Here is an 18724-nt window from a genome sequence, read left to right as displayed (position 1 = left end):
AGTAAAAAGTTCTCGGAAGAAAGGAAATGATATAATTTATATCATTTTAAACATGGCGGCTAAAAAGCTCCTTTCAGGTTGCTCCCTCGTGGTTCCTTCCTTCAAATTGACCCTGAATCGTCAATAAGTAATAAACCTTTCTTAATCATTCGTTGTGTTTCTTTATAAATAATTATTTTTGCAGCATCATAAACGACACACAATGAACGACAAATTAGTAGCCCCTTCATTATTAGCGGCAGATTTTGCCAATCTTCAAAGAGATATTGAGATGGTTAACCAGAGTGATGCTGATTGGTTTCACATCGATATTATGGATGGTGTTTTTGTTCCTAATATCTCATTTGGAATGCCTGTACTTGATGCAATCAACAAACATGCTAAAAAGCCTTTGGATGTGCATTTAATGATTGTAGACCCAGATCGTTATATCAAGGCATTTGCTGATCTTGGTACAGCGAACCTAACGGTACATTTCGAAGCCTGTAATCACTTACACAGAACCATGCAGGCCATCAAAGCCGAGGGCATGAAAGCGGGAGTAGCACTTAACCCACACACCAACGTATCTGTATTAGCAGATATCATTCAAGACATTGACCTCGTGATCATCATGAGTGTGAATCCGGGATTTGGGGGACAAAAGTTCATCGAGAACACTTACAACAAGGTAAAACAACTGAAAGCGCTCATCAAAGAGAAAAATGCATCTACACTCATCGAAATCGATGGTGGTGTTAATGCCAACAATGCAAAAGATCTTATCGATGCCGGAGCTGATGTTTTAGTTGCAGGAAACTTTGTTTTTAGCAGTGAAGATCAGATTAAGACGATAAAAGAATTAAAAGAAGTTATTTCTTAATGAAGCATTTAGACCTCATCATTATTGGCGGTGGTCCTATTGGAATTGCATGTGCTTTAGAAGCTAAAAAAAAGGGCCTTAACTATTTAATCATAGAGAAAGGCCCTATCGTAAATTCCTTATTCAACTACCCTATTAATATGCAGTTTTTCTCTTCATCGGAGAAACTGGAAATTGGTGGAGTTCCTTTTATTAGTAAGGAGGCTAAACCAAAAAGAGATGAGGCTTTAGAATACTACCGACGTATCGTCACTTCCAATGAATTAAACATTCATCTTTTTGAAAAGGTTACGGAGGTCGCCAAACATAACAACACTTTCACCATAACTACCGACAAGACATCCTATCAATCGGAATATGCTATTGTCGCTACTGGTTTTTACGACATTCCAAACCTCCTCAATGTACCTGGGGAAGATCTTCCTAAGGTTTCTCATTATTACAAAGACCCTCATTTTTACGCCATGCAAAAAGTGGCGGTTATTGGTGCCAGCAACTCAGCTGTAGATGCTGCTCTTGAGTGTTATCGAAAAGGAGCTGATGTAACGATGCTCATACGCGGTCCTGAAATTGGCAGGCGTGTGAAATATTGGGTAAAACCGGATATTGAAAATCGTATTGCGGAAGGAAGCATCAAGGCGTATTACAATACGGAGGTACAGGAAATCAAAGATTCAGAAATCGTTCTTAATACCAACCGGGGTATTGTTTCTATCCCTAATGATTATGTCATTGCCTTAACGGGTTACAAGCCCAATTTTAAGTTTTTAGAAAAAATAGGAGTCCAATTGTCTGATGATGGTAAATTCTACCCTCAATATAATGAAGAGACCATGGAGACCAACATCAACAACCTCTATTTGGCAGGTGTTATTTGTGGTGGAATGGACACACACCTATGGTTTATTGAAAACTCCCGTATACATGCCCAAATGATCTTAAACCACATTATCAGCAAGCAACATTCAGAGGTATAAATCTGCTTGGATTACTCTTGTTCGTATAACAGGCTATGGTAATATTTTATAAGATCAGTGGTTGTTATAATTCCCACTAAATTTTTATGTTGATCCACTACCGGAAGGGCATGAAATTCTCTTTCTGAAAGAATTTTAGAGACTTCTCTGATCGAAGTATCAGTTGATACAAATACTGGTTTTCCCATCATTACTTGCTTTACTGACAAGGTATCATAAACAAAATTATCGGCATCGAGATTATCATCTATACTATCGACATAGCTCAGTCTCAATAAATCCGTATAGCTCAAAATTCCTACCAATTTCTTACCTTTTATTACGGGAAGGTGCCTGATTTGATTCTTCTTGAAAAGTTCTTCTGCCTTGTACAAGCTATCATCAAGATTTAAATTCACCAGGTTAGTTGACATTATTTTTGATACTGGAACTTCGTTTTTCATTTCTTTAAAGTTTAAGTTTAACGACCAAATTGTTTCCGTTTAGCGTTTCTTAAAACAGCTTCAATCATTCCCTCTTATCAGAAATGATGGCTATTTAATTTTGCTTCACAACTTTAGTATTTATTAGGGACTATAAATTTCAATGATATCTATTTATTTTACCATGATAAATATCATTCTACATGGATCAAAAAAAAAACGGGAGTATATGAATATACTCCCGTTATAGATTCTATTAAATCTTTATGTTACTCAGCAGTGTAATATTGCTTAGCCGTGTTGATGGTATTTGCAGTATTTCCACCTTTGAAAGGTATGAGGTAGAAAGCATACTCATGCTTTTGGTCTCCTTTTAACTGGTATTTTTCCTGAGGTCTCGCTCCCCAACTATTATCTCCTGCAACGCCACGTTGTTCAAGATCAATATTTAGTTGTACCAGGTCTTTTTCGACAATATCAATTGTATGTTTACTGATATTAACTTCCGGCATTCCATCACTGTAATTATCATCTTTGGTTGCATGTTTCTCTACTGCTTTCTTATCCTGCTTATAAGAGATACCAGGAGTTGCATCGAAATCTTCGTTCAACATATGCAATGCACTCACACCAAGATCTTTTGCGTTCTTTTTAGAAGAAACTACCAGCAATCCACTGTTTGAATTATCGGTTAGTGCCACCCATCTCACATCTGTCTTATAACCATTTTCCTGTGGACGGATATACGGTACGTATTGATCTTTAACTTTTGACGTATACAGATCTACAAAAGCTGCTGCTTTTCGATCTTGATAATTCTCCCAAGGTCCGCGTCCAAAATAAGTCATATTTTCATACTTCTTTGGTAACTGCATGCGCATTCCGATTCTTGGAATATCGGCCTTATAGGATGTCGTATTTAAGGTATTTGCTATTATAACCACTCCATTAGACATCGCTGTATATACCGATTCGAAGGTAGTTTCTACACCAGGCAGGTAAAAGGTTATTGCAACCTCAACGCTACCATCATCCTTCTTAGTTGTTTTGAAGGATTGTACCTCTGCCTCTAACGAAGCTCTTTTCCACTCGATATTTCTTTCCTGCATTCTATTACCGAAATCGTTGTCTGTTGGAGCTCTCCAGAAATTCGGCTTAGGTCCGTTGCCATCTTTTATCAACTCTGTACCCTCATAAACATAGGAAGTCATTTTACCCTTAGCCTTATCAAACAGCATCTCAAAACCTTCACCGGAAAGCGTCAGCTCTTCTTTGTTCTGTTTTATATTAACGGTTCCCTGATTTTCTAATTTAGCAGGATTCCAATTTACCTTTCTATCTAAATAGATTTGTTCATGAGCTACTTCATATCCGGCCTTCAATATTCCCCAATCCTTTTTAAGGGTTGCTGAAACCTCGACAAAATATTCTGTGTTTGGCTTATAGGTAACACCGTCTAAAGGCACTCTGATCAATTTCCCGGTATGTGGTTCTACATCGATACTTCCCATCGGGATTGTCTTTAACACCTCACCGTCTGCTTTTATTTGAGCGGTTAAATCAAACCTGTTAAGATCGATAAAGTCGTATAAGTTTTCAACCAGCACTCTTATTTGTCCGTCTCTGTTAATTCCTTTGTTCTTGAAGTTAATGAACTCATGCGCTTTTTTAACTTCGTGTAATGCAGGTTGTGGAGTTCTATCAGGGAAGATTATACCATTATTCAGGAACGTGTTATCAGAAGGCATACTTTCTCCATAATCACCTCCGTAGGCATAATACTTTTGTCCTTTCTCATTGGTTTTCCAAATTGACTGATCTACCCAATCCCATATAAATCCTCCTTGGAGATTATCGTGTTGTTCGATCACATCCCAATAGTCCTGGAAATTTCCTGTACTATTCCCCATAGCATGGGCATATTCACTTGGGATGAATGGTCGATCTGTTTTAGAGGTCCCGATATATTCGAAAGTTCCCGGCGATGGGTATTGTGGCACAATAATATCGGTATTGGTATCCATATCAAACAGGTTTCCGTCTTCAGGCTTATAAGCTCTTTCGTATTGAACCGGTCTCTTTTGCGGATCATGGGCTTTTATTTCATTATATGCATTGAAAAAGTTAATCCCATTACCTGCTTCATTCCCCATTGACCAGATAATCACGGATGGATGGTTTTTATCACGCTCCACCATACGAATCATTCGGTCTACATGGGCTTTTTCCCATTCAGGTTTTTTAGCTAATGAATGCTCGCCATAATACATTCCATGTGATTCGATATTCGCTTCATCAACCACATAAATTCCGTATTTATCACACAGCTCATAAAACTTTTCCGATTGCGGATAGTGACTTAAACGAGCTGCATTGATATTATTCTCTTTCCAAAGCTGAATATCTTTAATGATCTGTTCTTCACTTACCACATGTCCTGTTTCCGGATTATGTTCTTGTGTATTAACGCCTTTGAGGGTAACGGTTTGTCCGTTTATCTTCAGTAAGCCATTTTTAATCTCAACGGTTCTGAAGCCTACATTAGCAGAGGTAACCTCAAGTACATCCCCTCTCTTGGTCTTTGTAGTAACAATTACCTTATAAAGATCCGGAGTTTCTGCTGTCCACGGCATTGCTTGCAGTACATAAGCAGCAAAATTAAATGTGGTACTTTCTCCTGCTTCCATCTTGAGTGGCTGCGTATCATTAGCCACTAATATCCCATACTTATCCAGAATCTTATAGGATACTTCCAGTTTTTCTCTTTTTTCTGTTTTATTCTCGAGATCGATAGCCAAATCCAGCACACCATTCTTATAGGTCTCGTCTAGGGTTGCCATCATTTCCACATCCTTGATACGAACCTTTGGTTGTGCATACAGGTATACACTTCTTTCGATACCACTTATTCTCCAGAAATCCTGGCATTCGAGGTACGAACCATCGGTCCATCTGAAAATTTGTAATGCAATCGTATTTTTTCCCGGTTTCAGATATTTTGAAATATTGAATTCTGCAGGAAGTTTACTCCCTTGAGAGTATCCTACATAGGTTCCATTGATCCATACGAATCCACCTGATTTCATGGCGCCGATATGTAGAAAAACTTCTTTGGCTGACCAGGAATCATCGATAGTAAATTCTTTTCTATAAGATCCTACAGGGTTATAATCGGAAGGTACATCTCCTGGATTTGCGGGATAGATTCTATCCACAAATTCCATTTCTTCCGAAACGGGTGCTTTATAATCTGCAAATTCATATTGATGGTTTACATAGATTGGCACTCCAAAGCCTTCAACTTCCCAATTCGCAGGAACCTGAATATCGTCCCAATTACTTACATTCACATCAGGGTTAATGAAGTCTTGTGGTCGATCTGAAGGTTTTCTTACCCATTTAAACTTCCAGGTTCCGTCTAATGACAAATAATTACCTGATGTTTTCCAGTTATTTTCAAGTGCTTTTTCTTCACTTGAAAAGGAATAAAAGGTAGCATGTGCTTCCTCTTTATTTTCAGAAATCACCTGTGGATTCTCAATATAATGATTCAATTCTTTAGGGAGCTGCTGTGCTTGCGCCAGATACCCAGCTACCAGTAATCCTACCAGGGACACCCCTTTCTTTTTCATCATAGCTTAATTCTTGTTATTTTACTTCTTTAAAATCTGCTTTTCTAAATTTATCAGCATATTTGATGCCTTTCTTTTCCCAGTGATCCAAGATAGGATTTAAATTTTCAATAAACACATCGAAATTTTTTCTGTCTTTGGCTGTCCACCCGACTTCAGCATAGGCAGCTAATCTAGGAAACACCATTCGATCCATATCCTGAACGGTTGGAATCCATTCACTCCACATCTGGCATCCCAGGCCAAGTACTTTCTCGTGGTACTTTGCATCTAAGCCTTCGGGAACCGGATCGAAACTATAGGAATTTTCAATTGGCGTATACCCGTAGTTATAATCCAGGTATGTGAACACATGATAGGAGTTTACGATATCATAACCTCTGTTCACAGCATCGGTAACCATATCGAGGTTTCCCTTCCAAAAATGCACTATTGTACTTTGAGCCAATTCTTCTTTAGTCTCCATATCTTCTTTCTTTTGCCATTCATGAACATTTCCTCCCAGAACTTCATTCCACCCCATCATTCGATGATCATATTTATCCAGGAAGTTAGAAATCTTATTGGTAAAGAATATTTGAAGATCGGTTGGCGTGTTTAATTTATTTTCTTTCATGAAGTTCTGTACAAACTCACTTTCTTTCCATGCATCAAACTTTACCTCATCGCCACCAATATGGATCGTTTTTTCAGGAAACAGGTTCATGACTTCAAGAAGCACATCTTCTAAAAACTGAAATACTTTAGGGTCGGCTACATTATATGAATCCGGAAGTTTCCCAAACACTACCGGCACCTCTTTTAATTCTCCGATGGTCCCTAACCATGGATAAGCAGCTATGGCCGCTGAGGCATGTCCGGGCATTTCTATTTCAGGCACTACTTTTATATGTCGGGCTGCGGCATATTCAATAATTTCCTTGATTTCGTCCTGGGTATAATACCCTCCATGTGGTTCTCCAGATCTTTTCTCACTGTTCCAACCTCCAATTTGGGTATTGGATCTAAACCCTCCCACTTCGGTAAGTTTTGGATATTTTTTAATTTCAATTCTCCAACCCTGATCGTCGGTTAAATGCCAGTGAAACACATTCATTTTAAGCAAAGCCATCTGATCGAGTAATTTTTTGACCTGTTCTTTTCCTTTAAAATACCTGGCTTCATCGAGCATGAATGCGCGCCATGCAAATCGCGGATTATCTGTAATACTCACTGCGGCGACCTCACCATTGTTCTTAATGAGTTGTCTTAAGGTCTGAATACCATAAAACACCCCTGTTGTATTAGGCGCTTTAATTTCGATTTTATTTTTTAACACCTCCAGGGTATACCCTTCTTCACCTAATTCATTTGAAAGTGCAGTATCGAGCTTCAGTATAATTCCCTTTTTTCCTTTACCAGCTATTTTTAGATCTAACTGATATTCTTCTTCAAGGAGTTCTTTAAGGAATTGCGCATTATAATCATTTTTATCGGCTATAATTTTAACCTTTGGTGTTATGGTGTAACTACCTTCTTTTGATTCAACCTTTAAGGGTTGTGGTATTACTCTGGTGTGTTGCGCATGTAAAGTAACTGTAAAGAGTACCAAAACACAAGCCAATAAATTATTTACTAATTTCATTATATCTATACTTAATAAGAGTTTTTATTCGGCTAAAAGTCCTTTTTCTAACATTGGAATTTTAAAACGATCTACCTCTGGAGTCGTATGTTGTTCTTTTAGAATCTTAGCTGCTTTTTCCAGGATGTCCGGATGTTGATCAGCCACGTTATTAGACTCTGTCGGGTCGGTACTCAGGTTGTAAAGCTCGAGTGTCGGTTCTTTTTTAGGGTTTTTTATATTCTTTCGGATCACTTTCCAATCTCCCATTCTTATAGCGATCTGACCATCATATAAAGGGAATTCCCAATACATAAATTCGTGTTCTTCCTGGTTATCCTGCCCTAACAGTGTCGGTAAAAAGCTTACCCCGTCATTTTCAGTATTCTCATACCCTACCAGATCAGATAGGGTAGCAAACATATCATAATGTGCAGAAACGTGATCTGTTTTACTACCAGTTTTTATTTTACCCGGCCAGCTAGCAATCATAGGTACTCTTATTCCTCCTTCGTTCACAAAACCTTTACCATATCCATAGGTAGATTTAAAAGGTTTAGCGCTATCGAAAAATTCCGGATCCACACCTCCATTATAGGTAGGACCATTATCGGAGGTAAATACAATCAGGGTATTTTCATAAATCCCTTCATCTTTTAATTTTTGCACCAATTTTCCGATATTTTCGTCGAGGTAAGATATCATTGCTGCATAAGTAGCATGCGGGTATCTATTTGGAAAATACCCTCTGTTACCTAAGTACGGTTCTTCATCCCCAAACTTTTTCACGTAGTAGTCCACCCAACGCTGAGGGGCTTGTAAAGGAGCATGAGGAATTGGTGATGCCCAGTAAATAAAGAATGGATTTTCTTTGTTTCTCTCTACAAAAGAGGTCATTTCATCAAACATTAAGTCCGGGCTATAATCATTCAGATTAAAATCTTTGTAGCTCTCCATATCATAAGGATCTGCTCCTTTTGCTAAACGTGTATTAGGTGCAATCGTATCATTTTTCAGGTGTACACGTTTTTCATTTTTATAGAGGAATAACGGATAATAGGTATGAGCCTGTCTTTGGCAATTATATCCAAAGAATTCATCGAATCCCATTTTAGTAGGAATTGAATTGGTATGAGGTGCTCCCAGTCCCCATTTTCCATACATTGACGTTTTATACCCTGACTCCTGTAATTTTTTAGCAAAGGTTATAGTACCATCGGGCATAGGCAGCTGTCCTTCGAGGGTAGAATCTTTTGCCATTTCACGGTAATCCCAAACTTTACCTCTTTCGCCCCATTCATGATTTCCACGAACAAAGGCACGTCCTGAATGTTTTCCGGTTAATAACATACATCTTGCCGGAGCACATACCGGAGCACTGGTGTAATGCTGGGTAAAAGTCATACCTTCTTTTGCCAACGCATCGATATTAGGAGTTTCTATTTTTTCTTGTCCATAGGCACCAAGTTCACCATATCCAAGATCGTCGGCAAGGATATATATAATATTCGGTTTACTTGAATTTAATTCCGTCACGGACTCTTCTTTAGGTTGGTCTTTACATGCCGTAAAAAGCAATAATAACAGTAATACACTACTCATTGCTTTTAATTGAAATATGCATTTTTTCATCGGAACATATTTGCTATCAATTTTTACACCCATCTTAATAAAAGTTAGTTTTTTTACAAAATTTATAAGCTCATTGCTAATATATCAATAATTACTTAAAAAAGAGGAGTATTGAAAATATATAACTTACGATTCGTTTCTTTTTAAAAAAATAACGCATAAAAAAAGCCGAAACAGGAACTGCTTCGGCTTTGATTTTAATTTCATCTAATTGATACTATCGCGTAAATGGTATTATTTCGGCCATGGCGGCATTATCGGTACCATCATGGGCGGTTTTTGCTATGAATTTAAAATATCGAAATGTTTTAGTTTCCGACAAATCTACATCTATTGCTGCAGCTGTATTCTGCAATACGAATTCCCCAAGACTTTCCCAGGTTGATCCGTCGTCACTTATCTGAATTTCTAAATCTTTAACGGTTCTTGAAAGGTTTTGTCTTTGATAGAATCTAAATCCGTCTATTTGCTTTGATTCACCCATATCAACTGTAATATGGTGTGGAGGGGTAGCTGTACATCCAGACCAGCAAGAATGCCAGAATGTGTTTAAATCATCATCCAGAATATCTGCGGCTCTTCCGGTATCTCCTTCACCCCCATTGTCTTCTTGTGTGCTAAAATCGGTCACTACCCAGCCAGATCTATCCAATAATGTAGGTTCTTCCGGAAGACTCGGAACTTCCAATTGAGAAAAGTCTATATTCGGACTTACTCCATTGGCCGTTCTCTGGTGGTAGCTATCAATAGTTGTATTATCACTGAAGAAACCACAATTTTTCATAAAGAATTTATTGCCATCTGATCCGCCTGCATAATCGAGGCGTGCTCCTTTTCTTGCTGTTGCATCGGCAGTAAATTTAGCTTCCGTTAGTTCATGCCATACATCTTGCGTATCGTACACCCATTGATTGCCATAGAAGCCTTTTCTTGAAAGTACTCCGGCCTCTGTTCTGAAATTCTCCAGGAACGAATGTTGATTGGTCAAATAGGTACTTGTATAAGGTCTTCTGAAACTGGCGATCAATTTCCAGGCACCTTCCTCAGGGGCATAAAAATAAGCGGTGTAGTCTGTTGAATTATTTACCGATGGCTCTCCTTTCAGCAAGAACTTATAGGTATTACCGGCTTGCCAGTCAAAAACCTTATAGCTCTGTCCTCCGGATCCTTCATTTCCAAATTCACCAGTAGTTACGCCTTCACCTTTTCCTAATAAAATAATTTTATAATCATCAGGAATTTGAGAAGGATCTTGAGTTTCATAAGGACTCCAAACGGAAAAAAGAATTCGTCTTTCGGTATCCGAATTGACCTGCATACCAAAGTATCCCTGACCAAATCCATTAGCCATAAAGTAAGAACCTACTACATCTTCCCCTTCAGGCACGGTCACTTCATTATAGAACCATTTGATATCTGTATTCTGAGGAGGCGTGTAGCTCAAGTGTACTGAAGGACCTCTTCGTCCCCAGTAAAATTCATCCTGAACATACGTAACTCCACTAGCGGTAGCCGCTCCGTCGATTAATACTTCTTCTACATCTGCTATATAAGTTGCTGATTTTTCAACCCCTTGAATTTCAACATATTGATACCCTGCATCAGAAAGGTTAAATGTACCTACGGCTACATCTTTATAATTAGGGCTACTGTTCACGGTAATGGTTTGACTTTCTCCCCCTACCGTCACTTTAATTTTTGAAGTTCCTTCAGCCACCTTCATTTTTAATCCGACTTTTAACTCTCCTGCACTTTCTACCCTGAAAAAAGTTCTGATCACGGTGTTAAGGTCAGTCCAGTTATGTATTCCGGTATCAGATATCAGAGATCCATTTTGAGAAATGTCATTCACAACCCAGCTATTCCCTCCCGGTGGAATCTTATAGCTGTATTTCAGCTTAGCGTCTTCCGAAACAATTTCATCCGGTTCGGTAGTAGCATCATCTCCGCTACAGGAGGCAAATAATAGTACGCCAAGTAGCAAGAACCTGGTCAGGATTGTGTTTTTTACTGTTTTCATTGTTATATAGTTTTGGTTAATAATTAAAAAAGGGAGTCTGAAAAATATATTCTTCAAACTCCCCTCTCATCTAAAATTGTGTTTTTTGTACTCGGTGGCCCTTCTTAATCATTCTGGATTAATGATGGCTGGGCATTGATCTGGCTTTCCGGGATATACTCAATAACTCTGTTATCCGTTGGCAACACCTCATAATAAGGGTTGCTACCATTTAGGTGTGTTCCAGGATATCTTCTATCCATGGTCATATTATTTCTAAACACATCAAACTTTCTGTGTCCTTCGTAGGCAAACTCCAACCTTCTTTCATCCAACACTACATCCAACAAAGTCTTACCTGCAGGAAAATCAGCGCTACTGTTATAAGCCGGGATACCTGCTCTGTCTCTGATGATATTCACATTGGCCAGGGCCTCAGCTTCATTTCCCATTTTAGCATATGCCTCTGCTTTGTTCAGATACATTTCTGCCAATCTCGAAATTACCGGAGACCAAAGGTGAGGTACATCTTCTTGCAAAGACGCTTTTGTGATAAAGAACTTTGGATATCCATTACGCTTATACATGTCAAAATCGTTATCAACATATATTTTTTCATTAGCACTGTTATTGAAATAATACAGTGTTTTACCGTTCTGGATTTCGGACATTACCTGATAGTTCGTTCCGTCTTGTGTAAAGTATGTGTTTCCACCTTCTTCAAAAGTTCTACGGAACTCATACTTATAATTATCATTCACCCAATACACGGCAGGAATCTTATCTCCGTTTTCATCCAATTCGTATTGTGGAACTATAAATCCTTTTCTAACATCTTCAGGATGCTCATTGATTAAGTTTAAATACGATTTAGAGGCATACATCTCACCCCATCCAGCTCCCTGGATATTTGCATATAAAGAACCTACAGTATACCAACCATGATTATAATCTGATTCTTCTACGAATCTGAAGCAGAAAATTGTCTCCGGATTTTCTTCCGGAACTTTTTGAAAATACTTAGAGAATTCGCCGGTTGAAACTAAACTGAATTTTCCAGAGTTAATTACCTTATCGGCATATTCAATAGCCTTATCGTTTTGCCCCATGTAAAGGTATACACGAGATAATAATGCCTGCGCTGCTTCTTTGGTTGCATAGGCATTGATTTTATCCTGAGACATTAAAGCTTCCGCCTTTAATAAGTCAGTAACAATTTGGTCATAAACTTCCCCTACGGTATTTCTATCCGGAATATCATCAATATCTGATGTTAATTTCAATGGCACTCCCAGATTTGAAGTTCCCTGAACGTATGGTCTTCCAAAAACATTTACCAATTGAAAATAGACATACCCTCTTAAGTAATAGTTTTCACCAATTAGTTGATCTGAGTCTAAAGACTCTCCTTCTGTAGTAAGTTCAATTACCTTATTACAACCAACAATTGCTTTATAACCAGAACTCCAGATATCATTAACACGCCCGCTGGTAGTAATATTATTATAATTATAAGTATAAAACAATGGATCTGTTGTAGTTCCACTCAATGCTACGTTATCTCCCGGATATTCCGTTATTCTGTGTAATTGAGGTGAAAAACCACCGCCATTAGCATCTCCCTTTAAAAGCGAGTAGGTTCCTTCTGTTGCTGCCAACAAACCTCCTTCATCGGCAAACAACTCATCTGTTGCAACGGAATCGTAAGGGAATCTGTCAAGGTCACATGCCGTGAAGGTAGCGACCATCATTATTCCATATATTATTTTTTTCATCTTGATAAGCTTTTTTAATTAAAATGATGCGGTTAAACCAAATGTTATACGCTTCGAAACAGGATACAATGTACTGTTAACTCCTCCTGAACCAACTTCCGGATCCATCCCGGAGAAATCAGTAATCGTCCATAAATTATCACCTGAAAGGAACACGTTCAATCTGCTCAACCCTAATGATTCAGCCCATCCTGTCATTGGCACGTTATAGCCCAGTCTAACATTACGCATTCTCAAGTAGCTACCATCTTCTAAATATCTTGAAGATGTTTTATTCGATAAATTATTACCTCCATATACAGGTCTTGGGTGGGTAGCATTATCGCCTGGTTGCGTCCATCGGCTCCAACCGTCAGCTAACACTTGTTGATTGTATGTTGGGTATGCTCCATCAGCATCATATAATTCTCTACTGGCGTTGTAAATTTCGTTACCTTTTGAAAATGAGAAGTTTGCGGATAAATTAATTCCTTTATAATCTAAAACAGTACCAAAACCACCATAGAAATCAGGAGAAGCTGATCCTACATCTTGTAAAGTAGCTTCGTTCCAATTATTGGTGAGGGTACGTTCTCCGGTATCGGCATCAACTACCTCCCATAAAGGGTCTCCATTATCAGGGTCTACACCCATCCACTTACGCATATACCAGGTATTGATATCATCGCCTTCGTTCAGACGTTTTCTACCTGAGATAATCGGCTCTCCTTCGAACAATTCTGTCACCTCATTTTTATTAACTCCCATATTGAAGTTAAAGCTCCATGTAAAGTCTTCCTGCGTAATTAGGTCAGCATTTAAATTCAGTTCGAATCCGGTGTTTTTAACACCTCCGATATTTTCCCAATATCCACTATAACCCGTTACATCAGGAATCTTAACGAAGTATAAGAGATCAGAAGTATTCTTTATGTAATAGTCAAATGACAAACTCACTCTGTCGAATAATCTCGTATCCAGACCGAAGTTTGACTGGTACGATACTTCCCAGGCCACATCTTCGTTTCCTAATTGCGATGGCGTAGCTACCGGCACTCCATTATAGGTATTACTTAAGCTATATAAATCGTATTGAGGATACAATGAACTTGGTCTGTTACCGACAGAACCGTAGCTAGCACGTAATTTCAATTGATTAATGAAATCAGACTCAAAAAAGTCTTCATTATGAATGTTCCATCCACCACTTAAAGAGTAAAATGTACCATACTGATTATTCTCCCCGAAGTTTGAAGCTCCATCTCTTCTGATTGAAGCTTGTGCCAAATAGCGATCAGAATAGGTATAGTTAGCATTGAATAGCAATGACTGCAAGGCATAATCATTTTTAAAACCGCTTACAGCTCTGGGTTCTGCAGCATTATTTAAAATTTCCGTTCCAGCAACAATCCCTCTTCCTGTAGCCGAAAAGTTTTCATATTTATAATCGTTGTATTCGTAGGCTGCTAAAGCCGTAACACTGTGATCACCCCAAGTATTATTATACTTAATCATCTGGTTTGTAAACCTGGTAATTCTTCTTGCAGTATAGTTATACAAACGACCGTTATCTGCTAAACCGCTGTTTGAAGCCGGATCGGTATACGACATTGAATCGTATCTGTAAAGGGTATAGCCATTAGTAGAAATAAAGTTAAGGTTTTTCAAGATCTCGAAATCAAAATCGAAATTACCAAACAAGTTAAACTCCTGATTCTCTGAGTAATTCCATTGCAGGTCATACAAGTAGTTGCTTTGGTCTCGACCTACCCAGTCAACACCATTTTCTTGTGGATTCAATACGTTACCTTCGTCGTCATAAGGAAGATCCCACGGCATGTAGGTAAGCATAGCATAAAGCGAATGCTGTTTATCATCAATGGTACTATAGTTTACTCCGATCTTTGGCTTCAGGGTAAGACGATCACTTACGTCGTAATCATGGTTAAGTCTGAAGCTTAACTTATCAAAATCATATCCTTCTATGGTACCGGTTTCGTCGTAATACCCAAGTGAAATATAGGTTTTTGACTTTTCAGAACCTGCTGTAAACACAAGGTTATAGTCTTGTACTAATCCTTGCTGAGTTCCGTTATCGATCCAGTCGTAGTCGCGATCCAGGAGGTCTTCATTAAACCATGTGTTTGCATTTTGATCAAATGTATCTCCAAAAGCATTGTAGTAATCAAACATTTGGCGAGAATTCATCACATCAAAATTCCCTTGATTAAAATGTGTAAAACCAACTCTTGAAGAAAGGGTAAGTTCGCTTCTACCAATTTTAGCTTGTTTGGTTGTAACAACAACAACTCCACTGGCAGCTCTGGAACCATATAATGAAGTTGCAGAGGCATCTTTTAATACAGAGATTGATTCAATCTCATTTGGGTTTAGGTTCGGTGTACCGTGCATAATAACACCATCTACCACCCAAAGTGGACTCACTCTACCATCGATAGAAGAAATACCTCTAATTCTTACATCAGGTACAGATCCGGGTTGTCCGGAACCTTGAATAACCTGTACCCCTGCAGCTTTTCCCTGAAGCATTGTAGAAACATCAGGTGAAGTTACATCGGTAAGTTCTTCTGCGTCGATACTCGCTACAGAGGAAGTTACATCAGATTTCTTTTGTGTACCATAAGCTACCACAACTACCTCGTCTAGTTCAGAAGCAGAAATGGCTAATGATACATTAATAACTGAATTGCTACCAACAGTCTTCTCTACTGTTTCGTAGCCCACAAAACTGAAAACCAGTGTGGCTGTGGCGTCCACATCGATGGAATAATTACCATCAAAATCTGTCGCCACTCCTTTCGTTGTGTTTTTAACCAACACATTGACACCAGGTATAGGCATACCTGTTTCTGAGTCGGTCACCTGTCCTGTTATTGTTTTTTCTTGTGCATAAGAAAAATTAAATAACAGAAAGGCAACCAACATAAATAAAGATCTACTCATAAGATTAATTTAATTTGGTTGACATAATGTTATGCATAATAGATATCCAAAAAAACACAATCCATAAGGATAAATACACACATAACTTTCATATTCTTTGCTAATATAAAATTTAAAATCACAAAAAAAAACGAATGGCGAATTTTTCCTTTCGTTTCATTGTTTTTGCAACACTAAAATTTACATATACACAAGGAAAGTTTATAAATAATAAAAAAACTGTCTTTAGACAATCTAAAAAAAGTTTTTCGAAAACGTTATAGTTTTATTTAATAACCTAATAAAAACCCCCACCTAAGGTCTTTAAAACTTATTCCGTTTCGCCAACTCAGCTTATATGCTATTGAGGCATAAAAAAAAGGGGCTTACCGCCCCTTATTATCATACAACCTTTAAGAACTTAATTATTCAAAAGGCACTTTAACGATTACTGTTTCTCCTCTTCCCTCTTCATTGGTAATACTTTGAATAGTCCACAGATCTTTTAAATTATCTCCATCAATCACACTACCGCTATAATCTCCCCAAGACACTCCATCTGTAGCTCCTTTTCCTTCTCCTGCACTTATTATTTCACGTATAGAACCTAATGGATCATTACTATATCTGTATGCAAAACGCGGACTGATATACATGTTTTCATTTGTTTCCTGGAACCCAATCACGACATCGTTGTTCTTATTCACCGCAATCGTTGTCTGGATATAACTTGTTTCAGGGCTTGCTATCAATCCTGTTTGAACGATGGTTCCATCCAGTTTTACCTGATGCCATTGAACGGCGGCACGACCGTTGTGATTGATTGCATGTGAAAACCAAATACAGTCGTTCTGCAATACCAGGTTCTTAGGATTTCTGTCTCCTGAAGCGGTTACCTGATCGGTGTTTTTCTGAGGGGATTTTGGCGGGTACTGAATACGTCCGAGGTTATGTGCTTTAGCACTTACCACCTCCGCAACCGGTTCTCCGTTCTTACCATCAGTAACTTTGGTTATGATAAACCTATCGCGATCAATTTTAAAGAAATAGAGGTCATTGGTTTTGTCTTGTGTAAACACAGGATGACCCAAACTCCCTTTAAAATGATATACGGTAGCTTCTTTTCCTTTTTTAGCTTCTTTGGTTTTTAGCACAAAGGTTCTTTCTTCACCTCCAGGAAATGAATAGCCGATCCATTTTTTACTAAATCCTATTCCTCCACCATCTCTTCCATTGGGTGCAGGCACCGGATATACGAACCATTCTTTGGTAGGGTTATCCGATTTTGACACAGCTATATTCACCGGCTTCTTTTTTTCCTTATCCCATGGATTCCACAAGTCGAAACCAAACACATTGTTATGCGGATCGAAGAACATTTTGGGATCGATGCCTTTATTGAAGCAGTTTTGTGAAGCCCCATCAATGTAATTCCCTTCTTTGTCGTATATCACTAAACCTTTATTGGTTCCGTGCAACACATAACCACCCCCAACAGCAATCTGAGGATCGACTTGTCTGTTACCATCTTTGGCTCCCGGAAAGACCTGATATCCATTTAGCATTTGAGCACCACCTCCCTCTATACGTTGCGGACATGAGGTTGCTCTGAATTCGGACTTCACTATAGGCTGAATTACCTCCGACCGTGACGCATGCATGGATTTTCCTTCCTGACCAATTACAGCATTAAGGCCGAGAAATAAAACTGAAAAAGAAAGGGTTGCAATATTTTTTACTTTCATCATTTTTTAGGTATAAAAAATTGGCTGGTAATACCAGCCAATTTTTAATTTTATTATATTATTATTTAACCTTGGTATAAGGAATTCGCATTTTAATTTCCCAGGTACCTGAGTCATTGATTTTAATCCCCCATCTGATATAAGCCCTGTTCATGATCTCTCCTGTATCAGGGTCTGTATATGGCGTCCAGTCTTGCACCCCATTGTCTGCTTCAAATGCCTCCTGATCTACAGTGAAAGCATCACCAGAAGTAAGGTAATACATTAAATAAGAGTTGTTGCCTGAATAAGTTCTACCATATTGCGGGAATGGAGGTGCCGGCAATTCAAAATAAGTAGCCTCCGCATCGGTTGTCGTTTCGATGGAGTTATCATGATAATTCTGCAAGTAACCCGCTCCTGAAGGATAAAACACCACTTTCTCAGGGTCTAACGGATTATCATAACTATCGGTAATGACCATTTTTACCTTTATTCCTAAAGATGGCTCATCACTAATCTTGGTAATATTGATGTACGGATGGGTTCCGTCTAACACACTCGGAATATTTTCATCTTCCCCATTTACAATTTTAGAAGTATACCCGATGTCGTAACCACCATCTACTTTTCCTAATTGCAGACGAGAGCGCATTTCTACCGGAAACTCGACTGGTTGAAAGGGTCCTAATTTGGCTACCACAAAATCATCTAACTGGCGCTCCCCTCTCATATTAGAGGCTTTCACATTTAGATGGTAGATATCATTGTCTGTGACCATTCGAGTTGCCTGCGTAAAAGCAAATTCCCCGCTCACACTGTTTATCAAAATGGAAGGCTGATTCGTAAGCTCTAATTTTTCCTCTACCAATGCCAGGGTCGTATCGGTATCGGGGTTGAACCCTTCTTTCCAGGTTAAGATCTCATGCTCCTCAAACAAGGCATCGGTAAAGTTCCCCTGACCATCAGTAATACCGGTAATCTCCCAATGTAACGGATACGTCGACCCTTCTATTGCCGGTGGCGCACTTTTAGTAAATACTCCTCGCGGCACGAAAATAGTGTCTTCCAATGCATGAATGTCATCACTTAAGTACCCTACCTCAGGCGGCTGGCAAGCCATGAACCCAAACAGGACAGCTAAACATATATATATTAAATTTTTCATTTGTTGTA

At 38.6% G+C, this 18724-nt stretch carries 11 protein-coding genes; 2 read left to right on the top strand and 9 right to left on the bottom strand.

What is annotated here, in order from left to right:
- Window positions 1–202: 202 nt before the first annotated feature.
- Both rpe and BM361_RS06050 read left to right on the top strand, forming a co-directional pair.
- Complete coding sequence (gene rpe, locus BM361_RS06055) at window positions 203–862, top strand: ribulose-phosphate 3-epimerase (RefSeq protein ID WP_074977643.1); 660 nt, start codon at window positions 203–205, stop codon at window positions 860–862.
- The gene (locus BM361_RS06050) at window positions 862–1839 is read left to right on the top strand and encodes a YpdA family putative bacillithiol disulfide reductase (protein ID WP_074977642.1); all 978 of its coding nucleotides are present in this window, start codon (window positions 862–864) and stop codon (window positions 1837–1839) included. Before rpe ends, BM361_RS06050 begins: the two co-directional genes overlap by 1 nt.
- A gap of 11 nt (window positions 1840–1850) precedes the next feature.
- Here BM361_RS06050 and BM361_RS06045 read toward each other — a convergent pair whose 3' ends face one another.
- The 9 genes from BM361_RS06045 to BM361_RS06005 form a co-directional block, all read right to left on the bottom strand.
- Window positions 1851–2282 carry a CBS domain-containing protein gene (locus BM361_RS06045; protein WP_038266112.1) on the bottom strand — a complete coding sequence of 144 codons (432 nt, stop codon included), beginning with the start codon at window positions 2280–2282 and terminating at the stop codon, window positions 1851–1853.
- Between the two features lie 248 nt (window positions 2283–2530).
- Window positions 2531–5896, bottom strand: a complete 3366-nt coding sequence (locus BM361_RS06040; RefSeq protein WP_074977641.1) for a glycoside hydrolase family 2 TIM barrel-domain containing protein — start codon at window positions 5894–5896, stop codon at window positions 2531–2533.
- 13 nt (window positions 5897–5909) lie between these two features.
- Window positions 5910–7517 (bottom strand): beta-N-acetylhexosaminidase, encoded by a 1608-nt coding sequence (locus tag BM361_RS06035; protein ID WP_074977640.1) that lies wholly within the window; start codon window positions 7515–7517, stop codon window positions 5910–5912.
- A gap of 24 nt (window positions 7518–7541) precedes the next feature.
- Window positions 7542–9128 (bottom strand): arylsulfatase, encoded by a 1587-nt coding sequence (locus BM361_RS06030; protein WP_083425874.1) that lies wholly within the window; start codon window positions 9126–9128, stop codon window positions 7542–7544.
- Window positions 9129–9345: 217 nt separating this feature from the next.
- Entirely contained in the window at window positions 9346–11148 is a 1803-nt protein-coding gene (locus tag BM361_RS06025; protein WP_074977639.1) for a DUF3472 domain-containing protein, read from the bottom strand.
- A 104-nt stretch (window positions 11149–11252) separates the two neighbouring features.
- Window positions 11253–12902, bottom strand: coding sequence for a RagB/SusD family nutrient uptake outer membrane protein (locus BM361_RS06020; RefSeq protein ID WP_038266118.1), 1650 nt, complete (start codon window positions 12900–12902; stop codon window positions 11253–11255).
- Between the two features lie 18 nt (window positions 12903–12920).
- A complete protein-coding gene (locus BM361_RS06015) occupies window positions 12921–15845 on the bottom strand; it encodes a SusC/RagA family TonB-linked outer membrane protein (RefSeq protein WP_074977638.1) in 2925 nt (974 codons plus the stop codon).
- A 404-nt stretch (window positions 15846–16249) separates the two neighbouring features.
- Window positions 16250–17572: a hypothetical protein gene (locus tag BM361_RS06010; RefSeq protein WP_139226629.1), complete on the bottom strand. Its 1323-nt coding sequence runs from the start codon at window positions 17570–17572 to the stop codon at window positions 16250–16252.
- Window positions 17573–17630: 58 nt separating this feature from the next.
- On the bottom strand, window positions 17631–18716 hold the full coding sequence (locus BM361_RS06005) for a DUF5007 domain-containing protein (protein WP_139226627.1): 1086 nt from the start codon (window positions 18714–18716) through the stop codon (window positions 17631–17633).
- Between the last annotated feature and the right edge of the window lie 8 nt (window positions 18717–18724).

Source organism: Zhouia amylolytica (assembly GCF_900116365.1).
In the GTDB taxonomy this organism is placed as follows: domain Bacteria; phylum Bacteroidota; class Bacteroidia; order Flavobacteriales; family Flavobacteriaceae; genus Zhouia; species Zhouia amylolytica.
The sequence above is the reverse complement of the archived record's forward strand: the minus strand, read 5'-3'. Positions and strand labels throughout refer to the sequence as shown.

Excerpts from the sequence above, each read along its gene's own strand:
- BM361_RS06030 (WP_083425874.1), bottom strand. The coding sequence starts at position 9,128 with ATGAAAAAATGCATATTTCAATTAAAAGCAATGAGTAGTGTATTACTG.
- BM361_RS06050 (WP_074977642.1), top strand. The coding sequence starts at position 862 with ATGAAGCATTTAGACCTCATCATTATTGGCGGTGGTCCTATTGGAATT.
- rpe (WP_074977643.1), top strand. The coding sequence starts at position 203 with ATGAACGACAAATTAGTAGCCCCTTCATTATTAGCGGCAGATTTTGCC.
- BM361_RS06045 (WP_038266112.1), bottom strand. The coding sequence starts at position 2,282 with ATGAAAAACGAAGTTCCAGTATCAAAAATAATGTCAACTAACCTGGTG.
- BM361_RS06025 (WP_074977639.1), bottom strand. The coding sequence starts at position 11,148 with ATGAAAACAGTAAAAAACACAATCCTGACCAGGTTCTTGCTACTTGGC.
- BM361_RS06020 (WP_038266118.1), bottom strand. The coding sequence starts at position 12,902 with ATGAAAAAAATAATATATGGAATAATGATGGTCGCTACCTTCACGGCA.
- BM361_RS06015 (WP_074977638.1), bottom strand. The coding sequence starts at position 15,845 with ATGAGTAGATCTTTATTTATGTTGGTTGCCTTTCTGTTATTTAATTTT.
- BM361_RS06040 (WP_074977641.1), bottom strand. The coding sequence starts at position 5,896 with ATGATGAAAAAGAAAGGGGTGTCCCTGGTAGGATTACTGGTAGCTGGG.
- BM361_RS06035 (WP_074977640.1), bottom strand. The coding sequence starts at position 7,517 with ATGAAATTAGTAAATAATTTATTGGCTTGTGTTTTGGTACTCTTTACA.
- BM361_RS06005 (WP_139226627.1), bottom strand. The coding sequence starts at position 18,716 with ATGAAAAATTTAATATATATATGTTTAGCTGTCCTGTTTGGGTTCATG.
- BM361_RS06010 (WP_139226629.1), bottom strand. The coding sequence starts at position 17,572 with ATGATGAAAGTAAAAAATATTGCAACCCTTTCTTTTTCAGTTTTATTT.